This is a genomic window from Paenibacillus xylanexedens, from assembly GCF_007676705.1.
In the GTDB taxonomy this organism is placed as follows: domain Bacteria; phylum Bacillota; class Bacilli; order Paenibacillales; family Paenibacillaceae; genus Paenibacillus; species Paenibacillus xylanexedens_C.
The window spans coordinates 224088-240896 of sequence record NZ_VEBF01000002.1 but is presented as its reverse complement, the minus strand read 5'-3'; the positions used below and the strand labels follow the sequence as shown (position 1 = coordinate 240896).

The window sequence follows — 16809 nt, the reverse complement described above, 5'->3', positions numbered from 1 at the left end:
CTTAAAGCATCTTAGTTAAAGTACAAATCACCGAGATAAAAATCGCCGTTGCCGTCTTTTTGTGGACTAAACACAAACGAAAGGTTCACTCCAAAGGAACCCGTCCATCCTTGAGGATAATAAACAGCTTTGTAGCTTTTACTTATTTTAGTTTTGTCATTCATTGAAATAACTTTAAAATCAGCTGATTTGATGTTAATCAATTGATCCGCATATTTAGTCAATGTTTTTTTATCATTTGCTGCAATTAGACCTTTGACTTTGGTCTTGAATTTATCTTTTTGATATTGTTTGCCACGATCAAAGAAGTCGATCTCAGCATTTTCAATAACTTTGGCATCTATGTATTTATCAAATTCACTAGTGCTGCCTGTTTTAAGTGCTTTACCATACATTTTAATCAGTGCTATAGATTCTTTTTGCAATTTGACTATCATCTGAGCGTCAGTTCCAGTCATTTTGATTGAACCTGAAGTGCTTGAGTTACTTGAACTACTTGAATCTTCAGAACTTTTGGTACCCGTACTACTATTACTATTTGAACTGCTAGACTTACCGCCACCTGAATTGGTGATACTTACAACTTTGTTGCTAACATTCAGAGATACATTGGCTCCCAATGCTTCTGCTGTGGTACTGACAGGCAAGTACACATCACCTTCATACACCAGTGCAGTCAGTTTGTCTCCAGCTTCGCTTTTAGGCGTCCAGGACAAACCATTCACTTTGAAGCTAATATTACTGTCGAGTGCTGCTTCAATATCCTGAATTCCGTTTGAAGCTGCTACACCCAGGGCACCGAAAGCCAAACTGCATGCTACCAATGACCCAATAAAAGTTGATTTTTTGATCTTCATCTAGTTCCTCCGTAGGTAAAAGTATAATGATACCAAAGCAGTATATCATATGAAATTATAATGTGCATACAATTATTACTGTAGCAGATACGGAGTTGACAAAAGAAAAAGCATAGGCTAATATCATTAAATAGTAATAATTACGATTAAATAAGAGGAGGCAACAATCATGAGAGTCATTGTAACCTTAGCCTGCACCGAGTGCGGGGACCGCAACTACACAACAACCAAGAACAAGCGTAACCATCCAGAGCGTCTGGAGATGAAGAAGTACTCACCTCGTTTGAAGAAGATGACGATTCACCGGGAAACACGCTAAATTTTTTTGTTCATTTTAAATCGTAATATTTACGAAAAGAGGGAGTGGCATGTTACTATCTTCCATGCGTGATGTTGTATTCGGATATGGCAAAGAGCCGGTCATTGATCAACTGTCGCTGGATATCCATGTGGGAGAGTTCATAGGCATTACTGGCCCTAATGGTTCTGCCAAAACAACCCTGTTAAAGCTGCTGCTGGGGCTGTTGAAGCCCTGGAGCGGCACGATACATATGAGTCCGCAGTTGAAACGTGGGAACACATCCAATATCGGTTATGTGCCCCAGCAGGTGGCATCGTTTAATAGTGGATTTCCCAGCACGGTGAACGAACTGGTCCGATCCGGATGTTATACCAGACTGGGACTTTTTCGCAGATTTACATCGGAGCAGGATGCCATCGTTGAACGCAGTTTGCGTGAGGTCGGCATGTGGGAATATCGGAATACACGTGTTGGTGAGCTGTCCGGTGGACAGAAACAGCGGATCTGTATTGCCAGAGCCATGGCTGGGCAACCGCAGGTTCTGGTACTGGATGAGCCGACAACGGGAATGGACCGACGCAGCCGAGAGGGCTTCTACGATCTGATGCGCCATTATGCGGATGTTCATGGATTAACGATTATTATGGTTACTCACGGGCTGGAAGAAATGGGAGATCGATTGGACCGCACCATTACCCTGGAGCGGCAAGAAAGTGAGGAATGGCAGTGTTTGAGTACGAATTCATGCAACGTGCCTTCTGGGCAGGTGGACTGATTGGGGTCATAGCTCCGATTCTGGGTGTCTATCTGATGCTCAGAAGGCAGGTCCTTATGGCAGACACGTTATCCCATGTCTCACTCGCAGGGGTGGCGCTAGGTTCGGTCATGAATCTTAACCCGGTCATCTGCGGATTCGCCATTGCCATTATCGGTGCATTACTGGTTGAACAACTGCGTAGAAGTTACCGAACCTATAGCGAGGTACCCGTGGCAATCATTATGACTTCTGGACTGGCTCTTGCGGTGGTGTTAATGAGCCTGAAAACGAACCTGTCCAAGACGTTCAGTTCATACTTATTTGGATCTATTGTCGCGGTTAGCGATATGCAGTTGTGGATGATGGCAGGCGTATGTGTCATTGGGTTACTTTTTTTCATCATTCTCCGAAGACCGCTCTATAGCTTTACGTTTGATGAAGAGACAGCTTCCATTGGAGGCGTTCAAGTGAGAGGATTATCGTTTGCATTTGCCATTCTGACAGGAATGACTGTAGCATCAGCCATGCCGATCGTCGGTGTGCTACTGGTGTCTGCTCTCATCGTATTGCCCGCTGCCTTGGCACTCCGAGTATCTCGCAGTTTTACAGCAGCGATGATCGTCGCGGTAATCACGGGGGTAATCGGTATTTTTAGCGGACTGACAACATCTTACCATCTAAATACACCACCGGGAGGAACGATTGCTCTCATCCTGTTGGTCTTCCTATTGACTGGAATATCAGCGCAAAAGCTGATTGCACGATACAACCGCAAGCGTCACCGTAAAGAGAGAAATCAACAAGAACAACGAGCAACGTTAGTTATCCATTCAAGGAGGAATACATCACATGAAATTCAGTAAAAAAACAGCACTCGGACTGTTATTCAGTCTGACACTTATCGTCGCAGGTTGCGGACAGAAATCCGCTTCCGATACCAGCGCAGCTCCGACGGGCGCTCCCGTTCCAGCCGAGACGGAAACCGCAAAATTAAACGTGCAGGTTAGTTTCTATCCCATGTACGAATTCACTAAAAATGTAGCAGGCGACCTAGCGGATGTACATACGCTCGTTCCAGCGGGTATGGAGCCTCATGATTGGGAACCAACACCACAGGACATTGCCAGTATTGAGAAAGCGGATGTACTTGTATACAATGGTGCGGGTATGGAATCATGGATTGATCAGGTCACCGGAAGTCTGAGTAACACTTCACTCATTCAAGTGGAAGCAAGCAAGGGCATCAACCTGCTTGAAGGTGGAGAGCATGATCACCATCATGAAGATTCAGAGGCAACAGAACATGAACACGATCATGACCATGCGAATGAAGCGACTACAGAAGAACATGATCACGACCACGATCATGCAGATAAAGCGACTACTGAAGAACACGACCATGATCATGGCGCCGAGGAAGAAGAAGGACAGGGGCATGATCACGGTGGACTGGATCCCCACGTATGGCTGTCGCCTGCACTGGCTGTAACGGAAGTGCGCAATATTGAAGCGGGATTGGCACAGGCTGCTCCAGAACACGCCGCACAGTTCAAGCAAAATGCAGATGCTTACATTGCTCAATTGGAGTCACTGGATCAGGACTTCAAGGCGGCTGTGACAGATAGCAAACGCAAGGATTTCATCACACAACACGCTGCATTTGGTTATCTGGCGAAAGAATATGATCTGCAGCAGGTACCTATTGCCGGGCTATCCCCTGAGCAGGAACCTTCGGCAGCACAGATGGCATCCGTCATTGATTTTGCGAAAGAGCATCAGGTGAAGACGATTTTCTTCGAAACACTGGTTTCATCCAAAGTGTCTGAGACGATTGCAAGTGAAGTGGGAGCCAAGACGGCTGTATTGAACCCAATTGAGGGACTCTCCGAGGAAGAAATTGCGGCGGGAATGGACTACATTAGCGTGATGAGACAGAATCTGGAGGCACTGAAACTGGCACTGAACGAATAATAAAAGATCAATTTGATGCCTGTCACCGAAAAAGGTACAATAATACAACATGCTGAGGAATGGAGTGCCATTCCTTTGCCTTTTTGCGAAGCAGAGAGCACAGTGATGTGCTCTCTGCTTCGTTTAAGGTGACCGGATTGAGGAGAACAGGAGGAAGCAGTAGATGAATTTAAATGAGGAACATGAAGTGCTGTTAAGTGAACAGCCAGCCCATCTGTGGAGACGGCGCAAGCTGGAGCTGATGAACTGGACGGAGCGTGACAAACATACAGTATCTGCGAAGAAAACGGAGATATGGAATGGCGTTGAAGTGGATGCCGAGCTCGTGAACGCATTGTCTATACTTCAGAATGCGGGAGTCAAGACGGAATTTTCATGTGCAGGGGTGAGTCCGCTCGATGAACCTGTCGATCATTCCCTTTATGCTTATGTTACTCTGATACAAAGTGAAGTTGCTGATCAATTCGTGCACTACGCGCTTAGTCGGATGCGGTATCGACTGCTCGTTACACTAGAGGCCGAAAAAGGCCGCTATGATCTGTCTTCTTTTTTCATTGGACACAATCGGAGCTTCTGCTGTTGGATGGAGCACTGCGCCTTACAGTTTGGAAGCCGAAACGAATCGAGTGAAAAAAGCGTAGTATAAAGGATAGGCTTGTTTACTTGAAGGTAAAGGAGGTATGACACGATTGAATAAGTGGGTCAAAACGATACTTTTTCTACTAGGCTCCGTCTTTCTTACACGATTCATCCCATTCTCGTCCTTGTTCCGTAACCTGGATACGATGATTCACGAATTCGGTCATGCATTGATGACGCTGTTATTGTCCGGTAAAGTGCTGCGAATTGAATTGTACGCTGATCATAGCGGTGTAACGTATTCATCCATGCTGACGCCAGGCAGATCAATCCTGGTTTCTCTGGCGGGATATATCAGTGCATCATTGTTTGCCTGGCTGTTGTTCTACTTATACCGCAAAGGCTTGCATATGTGGGGACTGGGGATCATGACAGCTGTAGCTCTGGTGTCACTCCTGTTATATGTAAGAGGGGAGTTCGGCATGTTATGGCTGACCGGGTTCATCGTTTTGAACGTTGTCATTATGATTTTTGGCGCCAAGATCGTGAAGTTCTATTATCTGATACTGGCGTTTCTTACGTTGGAAGAGTCTGTTGTTAGTGCTGTATACGTTGGATTGATGTCTTGGACGCAGCCTTCACGGGCAGGGGATGCAGCGAATCTCGCTCAGCAGACATTCCTTCCCGCGCTGTTCTGGGGCACGCTGTTTGCTCTGTTTGCACTGTGGTGTGCGAACAGAGCACTCACTCTCTTTTTCCGCAAAGAAAGCACGTCACGTGCACCAAGAGCTCGCCGAGTAAGAAGAGCGTAACGGATAGAACGCTAAAAGGCACTTCCTTTTTAGACAAAGGAGGTGCTTTTTGATGGGGCCAATCAATCCCCCAAGTTTTCCCATAACGCGTAGAAGTAATAGATTTCCTCCATAATTTCCTTGTCTTCCTCTGCAGCAACGCCGCCCTTGATTCGGGCGAGAGTACCCAAAATATCGTATATCGTCTCACGTTCGACACTGAATTGAATTCGGTCTACGATTCGTTCCCAAGCCTGCATCGCATAATCAATCTGTGACTTGGCTGCCGTCCACTGTTTGTCCTCAACGTTCTTTTCCAGCGTTTGCACCGATTCGAGCAAGCGATCTTCGGTACCAAAGGGCTTTTTGAGAAACGATCCGCTGGCCATAATCGCAACGAATACAAGAATGAGGAAGATCGGAAGCACATACAGCAACCAGAAACGCGTTTTCATTCAACCGCCTCCTTCATGTAAAGAGTTTAGAAAGGTCCCTCATAATCGCCCATATCGATTTTTTCGGTGATCTTATCCTTGAACAGGTCAACATACAATTTGTCATTAGGTAATATGGCGGCAAAAGCGATATCCTGAATTGTGATGTTTTGCTTTTTCAGCTGTTCACTGAGCCAGTTAATATCTTTGTTTCTTTCCTCCAGATTTTGCTTAATCAGAAGGCCATCAATAATAATCTCAGTCATCAGCTTGCTCTTGGGTGGGTGCATATGCATGTCTTTCGCGGTTACAGGCTGATTCTCAGGTTTCAAAACAACCGAGAGGCTGCCGTCCGGTTCAAGAATCGCATAATCCAGAGTCGTAATATCAAATACATCCTTTTGCCGTAGCATCATGGTCAATTCGTCAAATTTGACTCGCATTTTACTCAGGTTCTGTTCAAGAATTTTACCGTTCTGGATGATCAATGTGGGATCAGAGTCCATTAATTTGGAGATGGTGCGATTTTTTAGCGTTATATATTGAAAGATGATCGTAATGATTGTGAAAATGGTCAAGGCCACAAAATGAATCCACGCCTTGGAGGAGAGATCGGTTGCAAAAGTCCCCGCAATGGAACCGATTGTGATGCCGTTAATGTAATCGAAATACGTCAAGTTACCCATCTGTTGTTTGCCCAGCACCCTTGTGTAGATGATCAGAGTCAGAAAGGCAATAATAGACCGTACGGCAACAACCAAAGTTTCTTCCATCATAATATGTATCACCTTCCTTTACTTCACTTCTCCAATTCTCTATAACAAGCTTTTCCTAGGCTAGAGGATCTTATGCTTGAACGCAAAAAACCGAAACCTGGATAAGTGTCCCAAGCTTCGGTTTCAATAAACTATCTAATCGTTAAACACCGGAATACGCCATAAACCCGCCATCTACAGGGATAACTGTACCTGTGACAAAGCCGGATTGTCTTTCATCCGCAAGCCACATTAATGTGCCAAGCAGATCTTCCGGTTTGCCGAAGCGGCGCATAGGAGTATGCGCAATGATTTTACTCGAACGTTCCGTAGGAGAACCGTCTGGTTGCAGCAACAGATTACGGTTTTGCTCTGTCAGGAAGAATCCGGGTGCAATGGCATTCACACGAATACCGGATTCAGCCAGATGCACAGCGAGCCACTGCGTGAAGTTGTTAATCGCTGCCTTGGCAGCACTATACGCTGGAACTTTGGTCATGGGCGACGGGGCGCTCATGGAAGAAATATTGATGACAGTCGCCGGAACATCACGTTCAATCATATGTCTTGCAAAGATCTGAGTAGGAATGAGGGAACCGACAAAATTCAGATCCATCACCTGACGAAATCCCTCTACGCTTACATCAAAAAACGTCGTGACGTCCTGCTGTTCCAGATCTTCCAGTCTGAATATTTCATTCGTAGTATTGGCACGGGCATTATTGCCACCGGCACCGTTAATCAGAATATCACAGGGTCCCAGCTGTTCCAGCACCGCATCTGCTGCCGCTTGCACGCTATCGGCTTGGGTTACATCACAGGCTACAGCAATTGCTCTGCCACCGGCAGCTTCAATGGCAGCTACAACTTCCTGACCCTTGGACACGGTGCGGTTCAGTATGGCTACACTTGCACCGTGCCGAGCAAGTTCTTCCGCCATGGAGCGGCATAATACTCCAGCACCTCCGGTGATTACAGCTGTTCTGCCTTCAAGACGAGATGAGCGTTCATGTTGGTTTTCAATCATGCTTTTGCCCTCCTTTGCAGGGAATCCCAAACGCCCCAGAGATACATGATCCCCAAAGCCCGGTCATAGAGTCCATAACCAGGTCGGCACTGTTCCCCCCAGAGATGACGACCGTGGTCAGGTCTTGCATAACCTTCATAACCGATATCGTGATAAGCCTCAACAACCCCCGCAATATCGACGCTTCCATCTTGACTGCGGTGTGACGTTTCAATAAAGTCGCCGTTTTCGTAGATTTTGACATTACGAATGTGGGCAAATGGAATCCGATCCTTGAACTCGTGTATCATCCCGATAATGTCATTATCAGCATTCGCTCCCAGAGAGCCACTGCATAGTGTCACGCTGTTGTAAGGGCTATCAAAAAGATTCAAATATTTCCGAATATTCTCCTGACTTGTAATAATCTTTGGTAATCCAAAGATTGGCCATGGCGGGTCATCCGGATGGATGGCCATTCGAATCCCCAGCCGTTCGGCTGTAGGCATAATCTCTTGCAGGAAATAACGTGCGTGCTCCCACATATGATCCTCGGTTACATCCTTGTAGGCTTCGAACAGACCTGTTAAATACTGCAATCGTTCCGGTTCCCAACCTGGCATGGTGAGTGCGGAGTTTTCCGTAATGCGTCGAACGAGTTCTAGAGGTTCTATATCTGCGAGTTTACTGTGCTCATAGAAGAGGGCAGTTGAGCCATCCTCCATTTCCTTGTGCATATCCGTGCGAAGCCAGTCGAAGATCGGCATAAAGTTGTAACAGATGACCTTCACACCCACCTGAGCCAGTTTCTCCATCGTTTTAATATAGTTCGCAATGTATTTATCCCTTGATGGCAGGCCCAATTTGATATCCTCATGGATGTTCACACTCTCGACGACATCCAGATGTAACCCGGCCTTGTCCGCTGCTGTTTTTACAGCGAGTATTTTGTCCATCGGCCATTCCTCGCCAGCAGGAACATCGTGCAGTGCCCACACAATACCTTCAACACCCGGAATCTGCCGGATATGATCCAGCGTTACCGTATCATTGCCTTCGCCGAACCAGCGAAAAACCATTCTCATCACGTTCACCTCATCATGAATAGTAGTAAGAAGAATTCAGTCATTGAAAATAGGAAGGATATGTATCCTGCAGGACAGCCAAATCGGTGACAGTTAAATGCAGATGTTCCTGCATCAGTCGTTCTGCCGTCTGGGCATCATGCTGCTGTATAGCCAGAACCATGGACCTGTGCTGTTCAATCAGATGGTCCCACTGGTGATCCGAGGACAGACGAAGCATGCGGCTTCGATTCAAATGCACATTCATCTGCTGGATGACAGTCCAGGTGTTGCTTTTGTTGCAGCCTGCAAAAAGAGTGCTATGGAATTCCTCATCCAATTGGAACATTCGTTCATCATCCGGTTTGATCTTACATTCCTGTTGACGCGCAAGATTCTGTTCAAGTGCAATCATCTGTTCGTCTGGAAAGGTCTCGCAAGCGAGCCTGATTACAGCACGTTCAAGCTGTTCACGCATGAATCGTGCTTCCTCAACGAGATCGACCTGGATCAGAGAGACGTAGGTACCACGCTGTGGATACACTTCCAGCAGACCTTCCTGAGCCAGTCTTACGAAACTTTCTCGAACGGGTGTCCGGCTGACCTGAAATTCCAACGAAATTTCTTTCTCTGAAATGGCTGTTCCCGGAGGCAGCTTCAGACTCAAAATCAGCTTTTTAAGCGTGACGTACACCGCGTCCCGGGCGGAGTAAGACTGCTTGTTCATGGAAGACAGACTGTTCGCAGCAGGCAACAAACCGGATTTGGATGATAACTTCGGGGTATATTCCACAACTTCAACTCCTTCTTTGACATACTACCATACTTGTATGGTAGTATGGAAGCGCTTTATCAACATTATTTTGAATTTGTTTAATGATTCACTTGCAGTTCTAGTGAGTAGAGAGTACAATTCAATCATTAGGTTCGAAAGTTTAAACCAACAGACATCAGACAGAAAACAATATACGAAGAATAGTGTAGAGGTGAACACCATGGGACAAAAAGCGATCAGCGTTTTTCAAACCTGTATCCCGTTATTTCAAGTATTAAGTGACAACCATCGTCAAGCCATTTTGCTGACACTCACCGAGAAGGGAAGAATGACGGTAAATGAAATTACCGAGCAATCCAGCCTATCCCGGCCAGCCATATCTCATCATCTCAAGCTGTTGTTAGAGAAGGGGCTCATATCTGTCGAACAGAAGGGCACACAGCGCTATTATTCGGCTTCATTGAATGCATCGGTGGAACTGCTGAAGGAGCTGGTAGCTGCTTTGGAAGAAGAATGTCTGTAGATTAATGGTGATACAACATGCTTTTTGCATGTGCCTTATAGGTTCGTAAGTTTAAACGCTTAATCTATAATAAGTAGAGGAGTATGCTTATATGATAACAACTATGCAGGAAGTAACTCGTCAGGAAGTTGAACAGATTTTGGAGCAGCAACGACAATTCTTTCGTTCGGGGGCCACACGATCGGCAGAAGCCCGAATTGCCCGACTGACCCAGCTGAAGCAGGCGATTCAAAAGTACGAGACCCGACTGACAGAAGCTCTCTATCAGGATTTGGGGAAAAGTGAGTTCGAATCGTATACGACCGAGATCGGATTCATGATGGACAGCATCACACACACCATTCGTAAAGTGAAGAAGTGGGTAAAACCCGTTAAAGTCAAAACGCAAATGGCACTCCTTGGTTCGAAAAGTTATATCATACCCGAACCCTATGGGTCAGTACTGATCATCGGACCTTTCAATTATCCATTTCAACTCTTGATCGAGCCATTGGTAGGCGCTATCGCGGCAGGTAACACAGCCGTGCTCAAAGCGTCAGAGAATACACCTGCGGTGTCCGCTGTAGTACGTGAAATGATTGCGACGGTATTCGAACCGGCATACGTTCAGGTACTTGACGGTGCCAAAGATACAACGACAGCGCTAATCAACGCGCCGTTTGACTATATCTTTTTTACAGGCAGTGTACCGGTTGGCAAAATTGTGATGGAGGCAGCTGCCAAAAATCTGGTTCCCGTTACGTTGGAACTGGGCGGTAAAAGTCCGGTCATCGTCGATGAACAGGCGGATATCAAAGTAGCTGCGGAGCGCATCATATGGGGCAAACTGCTCAATACAGGACAGACCTGCATCGCACCCGATTATTTACTCGTGCATGAACGCGTGAAGGAACAGTTAGTTGCGGAGATGAAAGCAGCGATCGTGTCTTTCTTTGGTTCAGATATCCAGCACAACAAGAACTATGGTCGAATCGTGAACAAGGGACATTTTAAGCGTTTGACGACTCTGATCGAAAGAGATCAGGCCAAAGTGATATATGGGGGAGCATCGGATGAGGAAGATCGCTTTATTGAACCTACGCTGATTGATGCGGAGTCCTGGGATGCAGCGACGATGGAAGATGAGATTTTTGGACCGATTCTGCCGATCATCAGCTACCGTAACTTGGATGAAGCTATTGTAGAAATTGTAAAGCGGCCGAAACCGCTGGCCTTGTACCTGTTTACTTCCGACACCCAGATTCAGGACAAAGTGCTGCGCGAAGTTTCATTTGGTGGCGGGTGCATTAACGATACCATCACGCACGTAGCGAATCCGCGTCTGCCTTTTGGCGGTGTTGGTCATTCAGGTGTTGGCTCGTATCATGGGCAGTATAGCTTCGAGACCTTCTCCCATCTCAAAAGTGTACTGAAAAAAAGCACCAAGTTGAATCTGCCGATTCTGTATCCACCATATGATAATAAGCTGAAGTTAATTAAACGTTTGTTGAAGTAAAATGTTGCTTTACTAAAAATAAGAAAGGTGAACAGCCTGCTACTGGATTTCATTCCGGAGCGGGCTGTTCCTGTCGGTAACGGGATGGCGACATGCCGGACCAGCGCTTGAATTGGCGACTGAAGTGGGCAATGTCCTTGTACCCAAGCATGACCGCAATATTCTGAACGGACAGCTTCGGATTACCCAGAAGAAGCTTTGCTTCATGCAGAACCAACTGGGATAACACCGCGCGAGGAGACTGACCAAATACCTGTTTAAAGACGCGATTACAGTGAGAAGAACTGATGCCCAGCTCTGCTGCAATATCATCAATGCCATAATGACTGTCGGATTCATGTCCCTGTTTGAATTGTTGACTCATCAGGCCTTGCAATCGATTGCGAATCTGGTGTGCGAGTTCAACCTTCTCGTATCCATCGGTAAACCATTGCGCTGCCTCCTGAGAGACCGCCTCCCATAGATGGCCGAATAGTTCAAATACCGCAGATTGCAACTGCATGCGCTGCACCATTGTACTTGCTACTTCATCATCCGCAGATGACATCAACTTGCGCAAAACAGGCTCGATCTGCTGCGTAACCGGGCTATCTGCACTGAATCGTACTTGTTTGATGCGCGCAAGCAACGATAGGAACAACTGATCATCGATGTCAAAATGCATGCAAAAATAGGTGAATCCTTTGCCGTTATGGCTCTGGCTGGAATGAATACTTCCCGGAGGAATCAGGAGCAGCTCGCCAGCCTTTTGAATATACAGGGTACCGTTCACCATCATGCGTTGCTCGCCTTCCGTAACATAATTCAATTCATATTGAGGGTGTTCATGCGCTGGATAATCCCAATCCGTGCCGACACTTCTCAGATGAATGGCGAATAGATTGACCGTTGTTTGCACATCTGGGTAAAAAACTTCATGTACACTTTCTCCCAAAGCGGGAGGCAAGTAAGTTGAAGACATAGAAGATCCCCCTTATAACTAATGAAATGCTGGGTTAACTTATGAGGTCAATTATAAATCATTTTTGTGTAACCGCTTTAATTATTATAGTCTATCAGCTTGATTTGGGTAAATATCAGATTGATTTGATCATGGCCTGGGGTGAAACCACGTGGTAGGATGGGGCTAATGAAAACGTATGCATACCATTCTGAGAGGGGTTATGATTCATGAGTACATCCAAATCCATCTTTTATAATGCACATCACGCACCGATCGGTGCTTTTGCCAGTTTCACACTTGGATACAAAGGCGCCAAGGGCGGGCTGGGTCTGGAACTCGGCAAGCCGGCAGACCAGAACGTATATATTGGACTACAGTCTCGCGATGGAGAGAATTATCAGGCGCTTCCTTTTTATGAAGCTACGGAAGATGAGAGCAGCCGTTATGATGTAGAGAAATTGGAGAATGGTGACACGGCTCCGCCCACGACACAGACAAAAGCTCAACAACCTCTTATTTCTGCTTTTCGTGATGAAGAGATTACTCGCGAATTCACCTCGGGAACGGATACGTGGACTGCGGGAGATCTGACGTTCCGCATCTATTCGCCTGTACGACCCGTACCAGATCCAACGAGTGGAGATCGTGAAGCCTTAATGGATGCACTCGTACCTGCCGTATTGGTAGAGATGACGATTGACAACACGCAAGGTCAACAACCACGGAAAGCCTACTTTGGCTATCAGGGCAATGATCCGTACGCTGCGATGCGTCTGATTGGAGGACCGGAAGGTGGCTCCATCACAGGTGTTGGACAAGGTCGGCTAACAGCCATTATGTCGGCAGACGACGGAATGTGGCCTGCGCGCGGGTTTACGTTGGAGAAGCTGTTACAGGAGAAGCATCGGGAGAATCTGGCTTTTGGACTTGGCGGAACTGCAGCATTACTGATGGAAGTACCGGCCGGAGAGAAACGCACATATCAATTCGCAGTATGTTTCTATCGTGGGGGCATTGTGACGACTGGAATGGATACGACGTATTGGTATACGCGGTATTTTGCAGACATCCAGGCGGCAGGAGAGTATGCACTGCAACGTTTCAGTGAGCTGACCGCTTCCTGTGCAGAGGTTGAACAACGCCTTGGGACAGCTGCGCTGACAGAGGATCAATCCTTCATGCTTGCTCATTCCATTCACAGCTACTATGCCAGCACTCAACTGCTGGATGCCGATGGAGAGCCACTCTGGGTGGTGAATGAAGGGGAGTATCGAATGATGAACACACTTGATCTGACAGCAGATCAGCTGTATTTCGAGCTTGCCTTGAATCCCTGGACGGTGCGGAACGAGCTGGAGTGGTTTGTAAAACGGTACAGTTATACGGACCAAGTACGTTTCCCGGGGGAAGAGAAGTTATATCCTGGCGGGATTACCTTTACCCATGATATCGGTGTAGCCAATGTATTCTCACGTCCCGGACACTCGGCATATGAGCTAGTTGGCATTGATGACTGTTTCTCACAAATGAGCCACGAGGAACTGGTAAACTGGCTCTGCTGCGCGACGGTGTACATTGAACAGACACAGGATCAGGCTTTTGTAAAAGACATGTTACCTGTTATTCAGGATTGTTTCGAAAGTATGCTTAATCGGGACCATCCCGACGCAGAGCAACGTAACGGTCTGATGGGTCTGGATAGCAGCCGCACACAAGGTGGGGCAGAGATTACAACCTACGATAGCCTGGATGTATCACTTGGTCAGTCTCGAAACAACATCTATCTGGCTGGGAAGTGCTGGGCGGTCTACGTTGCATTGGAGAAGCTGTTCGCTGCTGAGAAGCTGGCTGATCTGTCCCATCAGGCAGGGCGCCAGGCAGATCGCTGTGCTGCCAGTATCGCTGCACAGATGACAGATGGTGGCTACATTCCGGCTGTAATCGCGGAAAATAATGATTCTCGGATCATTCCGGCGATTGAAGGTCTTGTATTCCCTTACTTTACTGGCTGTGAAGCAGCGCTGGATATCAACGGACGTTTTGGACCTTACTTGAAGGCACTCCAAACCCATCTGAAGACGGTTCTTGTACCCGGAACATGCCTGTTCGAAGATGGAGGATGGAAACTTTCCTCGACAAGCAATAACTCGTGGCTGAGCAAAATCTATCTGTCCCAATTTATCACCAGAGAACTGTTGGGTGTGGAATGGGATGAGACTGGGAAGGCAGCAGACGCCGCTCACGTCAACTGGCTGCTGCATCCGGAGGAATCCTACTGGTGCTGGAGTGACCAGATCCTGTCTGGTGTAGCAGTTGGTAGCAAGTACTATCCGCGTGGTGTAACGTCCATCCTGTGGTTGCTCGAAGGCAAAGGCAATCGCCTAGCACAGATCTATGCCAGTAAGGAGGCGGTACAATGAGCCAATCCGTCGTTCGATCTGGTCTATCAGGTCCACAATACGATGCATGGCTGGGATACCACTCCACATTGTCAGGAGCGAATGGGTTGGCCAAGAAGACGGCTCCGCTCTGGAGCAGGCTGATTTTGGCCGAAGAAAATCATCAGATCATTACGACAGCTCTGACCGAACTTTCACAGGGATTGGAGAAGTTGTATGGAGTGAAACCAACGGTCAGTCAGCAGGTTGCTTCTCAGGCTAGTGAGCGAGATGAGCATGCTCCAGCAATACGGATCGGCACTTGGGCTGGAAGTGATTCTGTGGCGGAAGCGTTTAGCGAAACCGAGCGTTCTGCAGTGCAAGGGGAAGGGTATATCATTCGCAAGGACGAGGCAGAAGGAGTACTTGTCATTGGATCAGAGACCCCCCAAGGTGTGCTGTATGGTATATTCCATCTGCTTCGAGAGATGACACTGGATCAGGAAAGTGCAAGCGAAACGGATGAAGCTGTGGACAAGTGGAGTTTTATTACCGAGCAGCCAACCAATGCACTACGGATGATTAATCAGTGGGATAACGTGGATGGTAGTATTGAGCGTGGCTACGCAGGAGACTCCATTTTCTATGATAACGGCGAATTCACGCTGGACTTGGAACGCATCCGGGATTACGCACGTTTACTCGCTTCCACGGGCATCAATGCCATATCGATCAACAACGTTAACGTCCATCGGCGTGAGAGCCTGTTCCTGACAGAGCGTTACTTGGGTGATGTGGCGAAGGTTGCCGCTGAATTCAGAGCCTATGGCATTCGACTGTTCCTGAGTGCTAACTACGCAAGTCCAATCGAGATTGGTGGATTACGTACAGCTGATCCGCTGGATGCGCAGGTACGGGAATGGTGGAACATTCAAACGGCGAAGGTGTACGCAGCTATTCCGGATTTTGGAGGTTACCTGATCAAGGCAGACTCCGAGAATCGTCCGGGACCGTTCACGTATAACCGTGATCATGCCGATGGTGCGAACATGCTGGCTGAAGCCCTTCGTCCCTTTGGTGGCTTGGTGATCTGGCGTTGCTTCGTATATAACTGCAAGCAGGACTGGCGGGATCGTTCCACAGACCGTGCACGGGCAGCCTATGATCACTTTACGCCACTGGATGGGCGTTTTGCCGACAATGTCATTTTACAGATCAAGAACGGACCGATGGATTTTCAGGTGAGGGAAGCGGTATCCCCGCTGTTCGGCGCCATGGAGAATACGAATCAGGTGATTGAGTTCCAGATTACCCAGGAGTATACCGGGCAGCAGCGTCATCTGTGTTATCTGGTTCCCCAATGGAAAGAAGTGCTGGACTTTGACACGTACGCCAAAGGAAAAGGCTCAGAGATCAAACGAATCGCGAATGGTTCTCTTTATAACCGACCTTATAGTGGCTTCGCCGCTGTATCCAATATCGGCGCAGATGCCTGTTGGACAGGACATCCACTTGCACAGGCTAATTTGTATGGATACGGACGACTTGCGTGGAATCCGGAGCTGTCGGCGGAAGAGATTGCCGATGAGTGGGTCAGATTGACATTTGGACATGAGGACGAAGTCGTGCAGCAGGTTACGGGTATGCTTTTGAATTCACTAGGTATCTATGAAAATTATACGGCACCTCTCGGTGTAGGCTGGATGGTTAATCCGGAGCATCATTATGGGCCGAATGTAGATGGGTATGAGTATTCCAAATGGGGAACGTATCACTTCGCCGATTGTCACGGCATTGGAGTAGATCGAACCGTGAAGAGCGGGACCGGGTATACCTCACAGTATCACCCTGAGAATGCTGAACGTTATGAGTCCTTGGACACCTGTCCGGATGAGTTGATCTTGTTTTTCCATCACGTGCCGTACACCCATGTTCTGCATTCGGGTAAGACAGTCATTCAGCATATTTATGATACACACTTTGAAGGCGCTGCGCAGGCTGAGGCGTTAGCGCAGACATGGAGACAGCTGGATGGAAAAGTGGACCCCGTTATCTTCAGCAAAGTTGCTTCATTACAGGACAATCAGGCCGAACATGCGAAGGAATGGCGGGATATGATCAATACGTACTTCTACCGCAAGAGCGGAATTGCGGATGAACAGGGACGAACAATCTATTGA

General features: G+C 47.4%; 17 protein-coding genes. 10 read left to right on the top strand and 7 right to left on the bottom strand.

Features of this window, described 5'->3' with window-relative positions; all coding sequences use genetic code 11:
- Positions 1-11: 11 nt before the first annotated feature.
- Complete coding sequence (locus FS628_RS10995; RefSeq protein WP_145321850.1) at positions 12-857, bottom strand: hypothetical protein; 846 nt, start codon at positions 855-857, stop codon at positions 12-14.
- A 169-nt stretch (positions 858-1026) separates the two neighbouring features.
- Here FS628_RS10995 and rpmG point away from each other — a divergent pair, with 169 nt between their 5' ends.
- From rpmG to FS628_RS10965, 6 genes are all read left to right on the top strand, one after another.
- The gene (gene rpmG, locus FS628_RS10990; RefSeq protein WP_036613813.1) at positions 1027-1176 is read left to right on the top strand and encodes a 50S ribosomal protein L33; all 150 of its coding nucleotides are present in this window, start codon (positions 1027-1029) and stop codon (positions 1174-1176) included.
- A 49-nt stretch (positions 1177-1225) separates the two neighbouring features.
- The gene (locus FS628_RS10985; protein WP_145321849.1) at positions 1226-1933 is read left to right on the top strand and encodes a metal ABC transporter ATP-binding protein; all 708 of its coding nucleotides are present in this window, start codon (positions 1226-1228) and stop codon (positions 1931-1933) included.
- The gene (locus FS628_RS10980) at positions 1879-2778 is read left to right on the top strand and encodes a metal ABC transporter permease (protein WP_145321846.1); all 900 of its coding nucleotides are present in this window, start codon (positions 1879-1881) and stop codon (positions 2776-2778) included. Before FS628_RS10985 ends, FS628_RS10980 begins: the two co-directional genes overlap by 55 nt.
- On the top strand, positions 2765-3886 hold the full coding sequence (locus FS628_RS10975; RefSeq protein WP_145321844.1) for a metal ABC transporter substrate-binding protein: 1122 nt from the start codon (positions 2765-2767) through the stop codon (positions 3884-3886). The genes FS628_RS10980 and FS628_RS10975 overlap by 14 nt, the downstream gene beginning before the upstream one ends.
- Before the next feature lie 163 nt (positions 3887-4049).
- On the top strand, positions 4050-4532 hold the full coding sequence (locus FS628_RS10970; protein ID WP_145321842.1) for a hypothetical protein: 483 nt from the start codon (positions 4050-4052) through the stop codon (positions 4530-4532).
- A 43-nt stretch (positions 4533-4575) separates the two neighbouring features.
- Positions 4576-5277 carry a M50 family metallopeptidase gene (locus FS628_RS10965; RefSeq protein WP_145321840.1) on the top strand — a complete coding sequence of 234 codons (702 nt, stop codon included), beginning with the start codon at positions 4576-4578 and terminating at the stop codon, positions 5275-5277.
- A gap of 62 nt (positions 5278-5339) precedes the next feature.
- On the opposite strand, the gene FS628_RS10960 is transcribed toward FS628_RS10965, so the two are convergent.
- The 5 genes from FS628_RS10960 to FS628_RS10940 all read right to left on the bottom strand — a co-directional run bounded on the left by FS628_RS10960 (position 5340) and on the right by FS628_RS10940 (position 9242).
- Positions 5340-5711: a DUF4363 family protein gene (locus tag FS628_RS10960; RefSeq protein WP_145321838.1), complete on the bottom strand. Its 372-nt coding sequence runs from the start codon at positions 5709-5711 to the stop codon at positions 5340-5342.
- Positions 5712-5737: 26 nt separating this feature from the next.
- Positions 5738-6466, bottom strand: a complete 729-nt coding sequence (locus tag FS628_RS10955; protein WP_145321836.1) for a DUF421 domain-containing protein — start codon at positions 6464-6466, stop codon at positions 5738-5740.
- Positions 6467-6608: 142 nt separating this feature from the next.
- Complete coding sequence (locus FS628_RS10950; protein WP_145321834.1) at positions 6609-7472, bottom strand: SDR family oxidoreductase; 864 nt, start codon at positions 7470-7472, stop codon at positions 6609-6611.
- The gene (uxuA, locus tag FS628_RS10945; RefSeq protein ID WP_145321832.1) at positions 7469-8536 is read right to left on the bottom strand and encodes a mannonate dehydratase; all 1068 of its coding nucleotides are present in this window, start codon (positions 8534-8536) and stop codon (positions 7469-7471) included. Before uxuA ends, FS628_RS10950 begins: the two co-directional genes overlap by 4 nt.
- A gap of 40 nt (positions 8537-8576) precedes the next feature.
- Positions 8577-9242 (bottom strand): GntR family transcriptional regulator, encoded by a 666-nt coding sequence (locus tag FS628_RS10940; protein WP_145324081.1) that lies wholly within the window; start codon positions 9240-9242, stop codon positions 8577-8579.
- Between the two features lie 268 nt (positions 9243-9510).
- On the opposite strand from FS628_RS10940, the gene FS628_RS10935 reads away from it, so the two are divergent.
- Both FS628_RS10935 and FS628_RS10930 read left to right on the top strand, forming a co-directional pair.
- Positions 9511-9813: an ArsR/SmtB family transcription factor gene (locus tag FS628_RS10935; RefSeq protein ID WP_076331658.1), complete on the top strand. Its 303-nt coding sequence runs from the start codon at positions 9511-9513 to the stop codon at positions 9811-9813.
- Between the two features lie 91 nt (positions 9814-9904).
- A complete protein-coding gene (locus FS628_RS10930; protein WP_145321830.1) occupies positions 9905-11308 on the top strand; it encodes an aldehyde dehydrogenase in 1404 nt (467 codons plus the stop codon).
- Positions 11309-11357: 49 nt separating this feature from the next.
- Here FS628_RS10930 and FS628_RS10925 read toward each other — a convergent pair whose 3' ends face one another.
- The gene (locus FS628_RS10925) at positions 11358-12269 is read right to left on the bottom strand and encodes an AraC family transcriptional regulator (protein WP_145321828.1); all 912 of its coding nucleotides are present in this window, start codon (positions 12267-12269) and stop codon (positions 11358-11360) included.
- A gap of 209 nt (positions 12270-12478) precedes the next feature.
- Between FS628_RS10925 and FS628_RS10920 the strand changes: the two genes are divergently transcribed.
- Together FS628_RS10920 and FS628_RS10915 are read left to right on the top strand one after the other, a co-directional pair.
- Entirely contained in the window at positions 12479-14671 is a 2193-nt protein-coding gene (locus FS628_RS10920; RefSeq protein WP_145321825.1) for a glycoside hydrolase family 52 protein, read from the top strand.
- A complete protein-coding gene (locus FS628_RS10915) occupies positions 14668-16809 on the top strand; it encodes an alpha-glucuronidase family glycosyl hydrolase (RefSeq protein ID WP_145321823.1) in 2142 nt (713 codons plus the stop codon). The genes FS628_RS10920 and FS628_RS10915 overlap by 4 nt, the downstream gene beginning before the upstream one ends.

What these genes read in the sequence shown, in the direction of transcription:
- FS628_RS10995 (WP_145321850.1), bottom strand. Translation starts at nt 857, where the DNA reads ATGAAGATCAAAAAATCAACTTTTATTGGGTCATTGGTAGCATGCAGT.
- rpmG (WP_036613813.1), top strand. Translation starts at nt 1,027, where the DNA reads ATGAGAGTCATTGTAACCTTAGCCTGCACCGAGTGCGGGGACCGCAAC.
- FS628_RS10985 (WP_145321849.1), top strand. Translation starts at nt 1,226, where the DNA reads ATGTTACTATCTTCCATGCGTGATGTTGTATTCGGATATGGCAAAGAG.
- FS628_RS10980 (WP_145321846.1), top strand. Translation starts at nt 1,879, where the DNA reads ATGGCAGTGTTTGAGTACGAATTCATGCAACGTGCCTTCTGGGCAGGT.
- FS628_RS10975 (WP_145321844.1), top strand. Translation starts at nt 2,765, where the DNA reads ATGAAATTCAGTAAAAAAACAGCACTCGGACTGTTATTCAGTCTGACA.
- FS628_RS10970 (WP_145321842.1), top strand. Translation starts at nt 4,050, where the DNA reads ATGAATTTAAATGAGGAACATGAAGTGCTGTTAAGTGAACAGCCAGCC.
- FS628_RS10960 (WP_145321838.1), bottom strand. Translation starts at nt 5,711, where the DNA reads ATGAAAACGCGTTTCTGGTTGCTGTATGTGCTTCCGATCTTCCTCATT.
- FS628_RS10955 (WP_145321836.1), bottom strand. Translation starts at nt 6,466, where the DNA reads ATGATGGAAGAAACTTTGGTTGTTGCCGTACGGTCTATTATTGCCTTT.
- FS628_RS10950 (WP_145321834.1), bottom strand. Translation starts at nt 7,472, where the DNA reads ATGATTGAAAACCAACATGAACGCTCATCTCGTCTTGAAGGCAGAACA.
- uxuA (WP_145321832.1), bottom strand. Translation starts at nt 8,536, where the DNA reads ATGAGAATGGTTTTTCGCTGGTTCGGCGAAGGCAATGATACGGTAACG.
- FS628_RS10940 (WP_145324081.1), bottom strand. Translation starts at nt 9,242, where the DNA reads ATGAACAAGCAGTCTTACTCCGCCCGGGACGCGGTGTACGTCACGCTT.
- FS628_RS10935 (WP_076331658.1), top strand. Translation starts at nt 9,511, where the DNA reads ATGGGACAAAAAGCGATCAGCGTTTTTCAAACCTGTATCCCGTTATTT.
- FS628_RS10930 (WP_145321830.1), top strand. Translation starts at nt 9,905, where the DNA reads ATGATAACAACTATGCAGGAAGTAACTCGTCAGGAAGTTGAACAGATT.
- FS628_RS10925 (WP_145321828.1), bottom strand. Translation starts at nt 12,269, where the DNA reads ATGTCTTCAACTTACTTGCCTCCCGCTTTGGGAGAAAGTGTACATGAA.
- FS628_RS10920 (WP_145321825.1), top strand. Translation starts at nt 12,479, where the DNA reads ATGAGTACATCCAAATCCATCTTTTATAATGCACATCACGCACCGATC.
- FS628_RS10915 (WP_145321823.1), top strand. Translation starts at nt 14,668, where the DNA reads ATGAGCCAATCCGTCGTTCGATCTGGTCTATCAGGTCCACAATACGAT.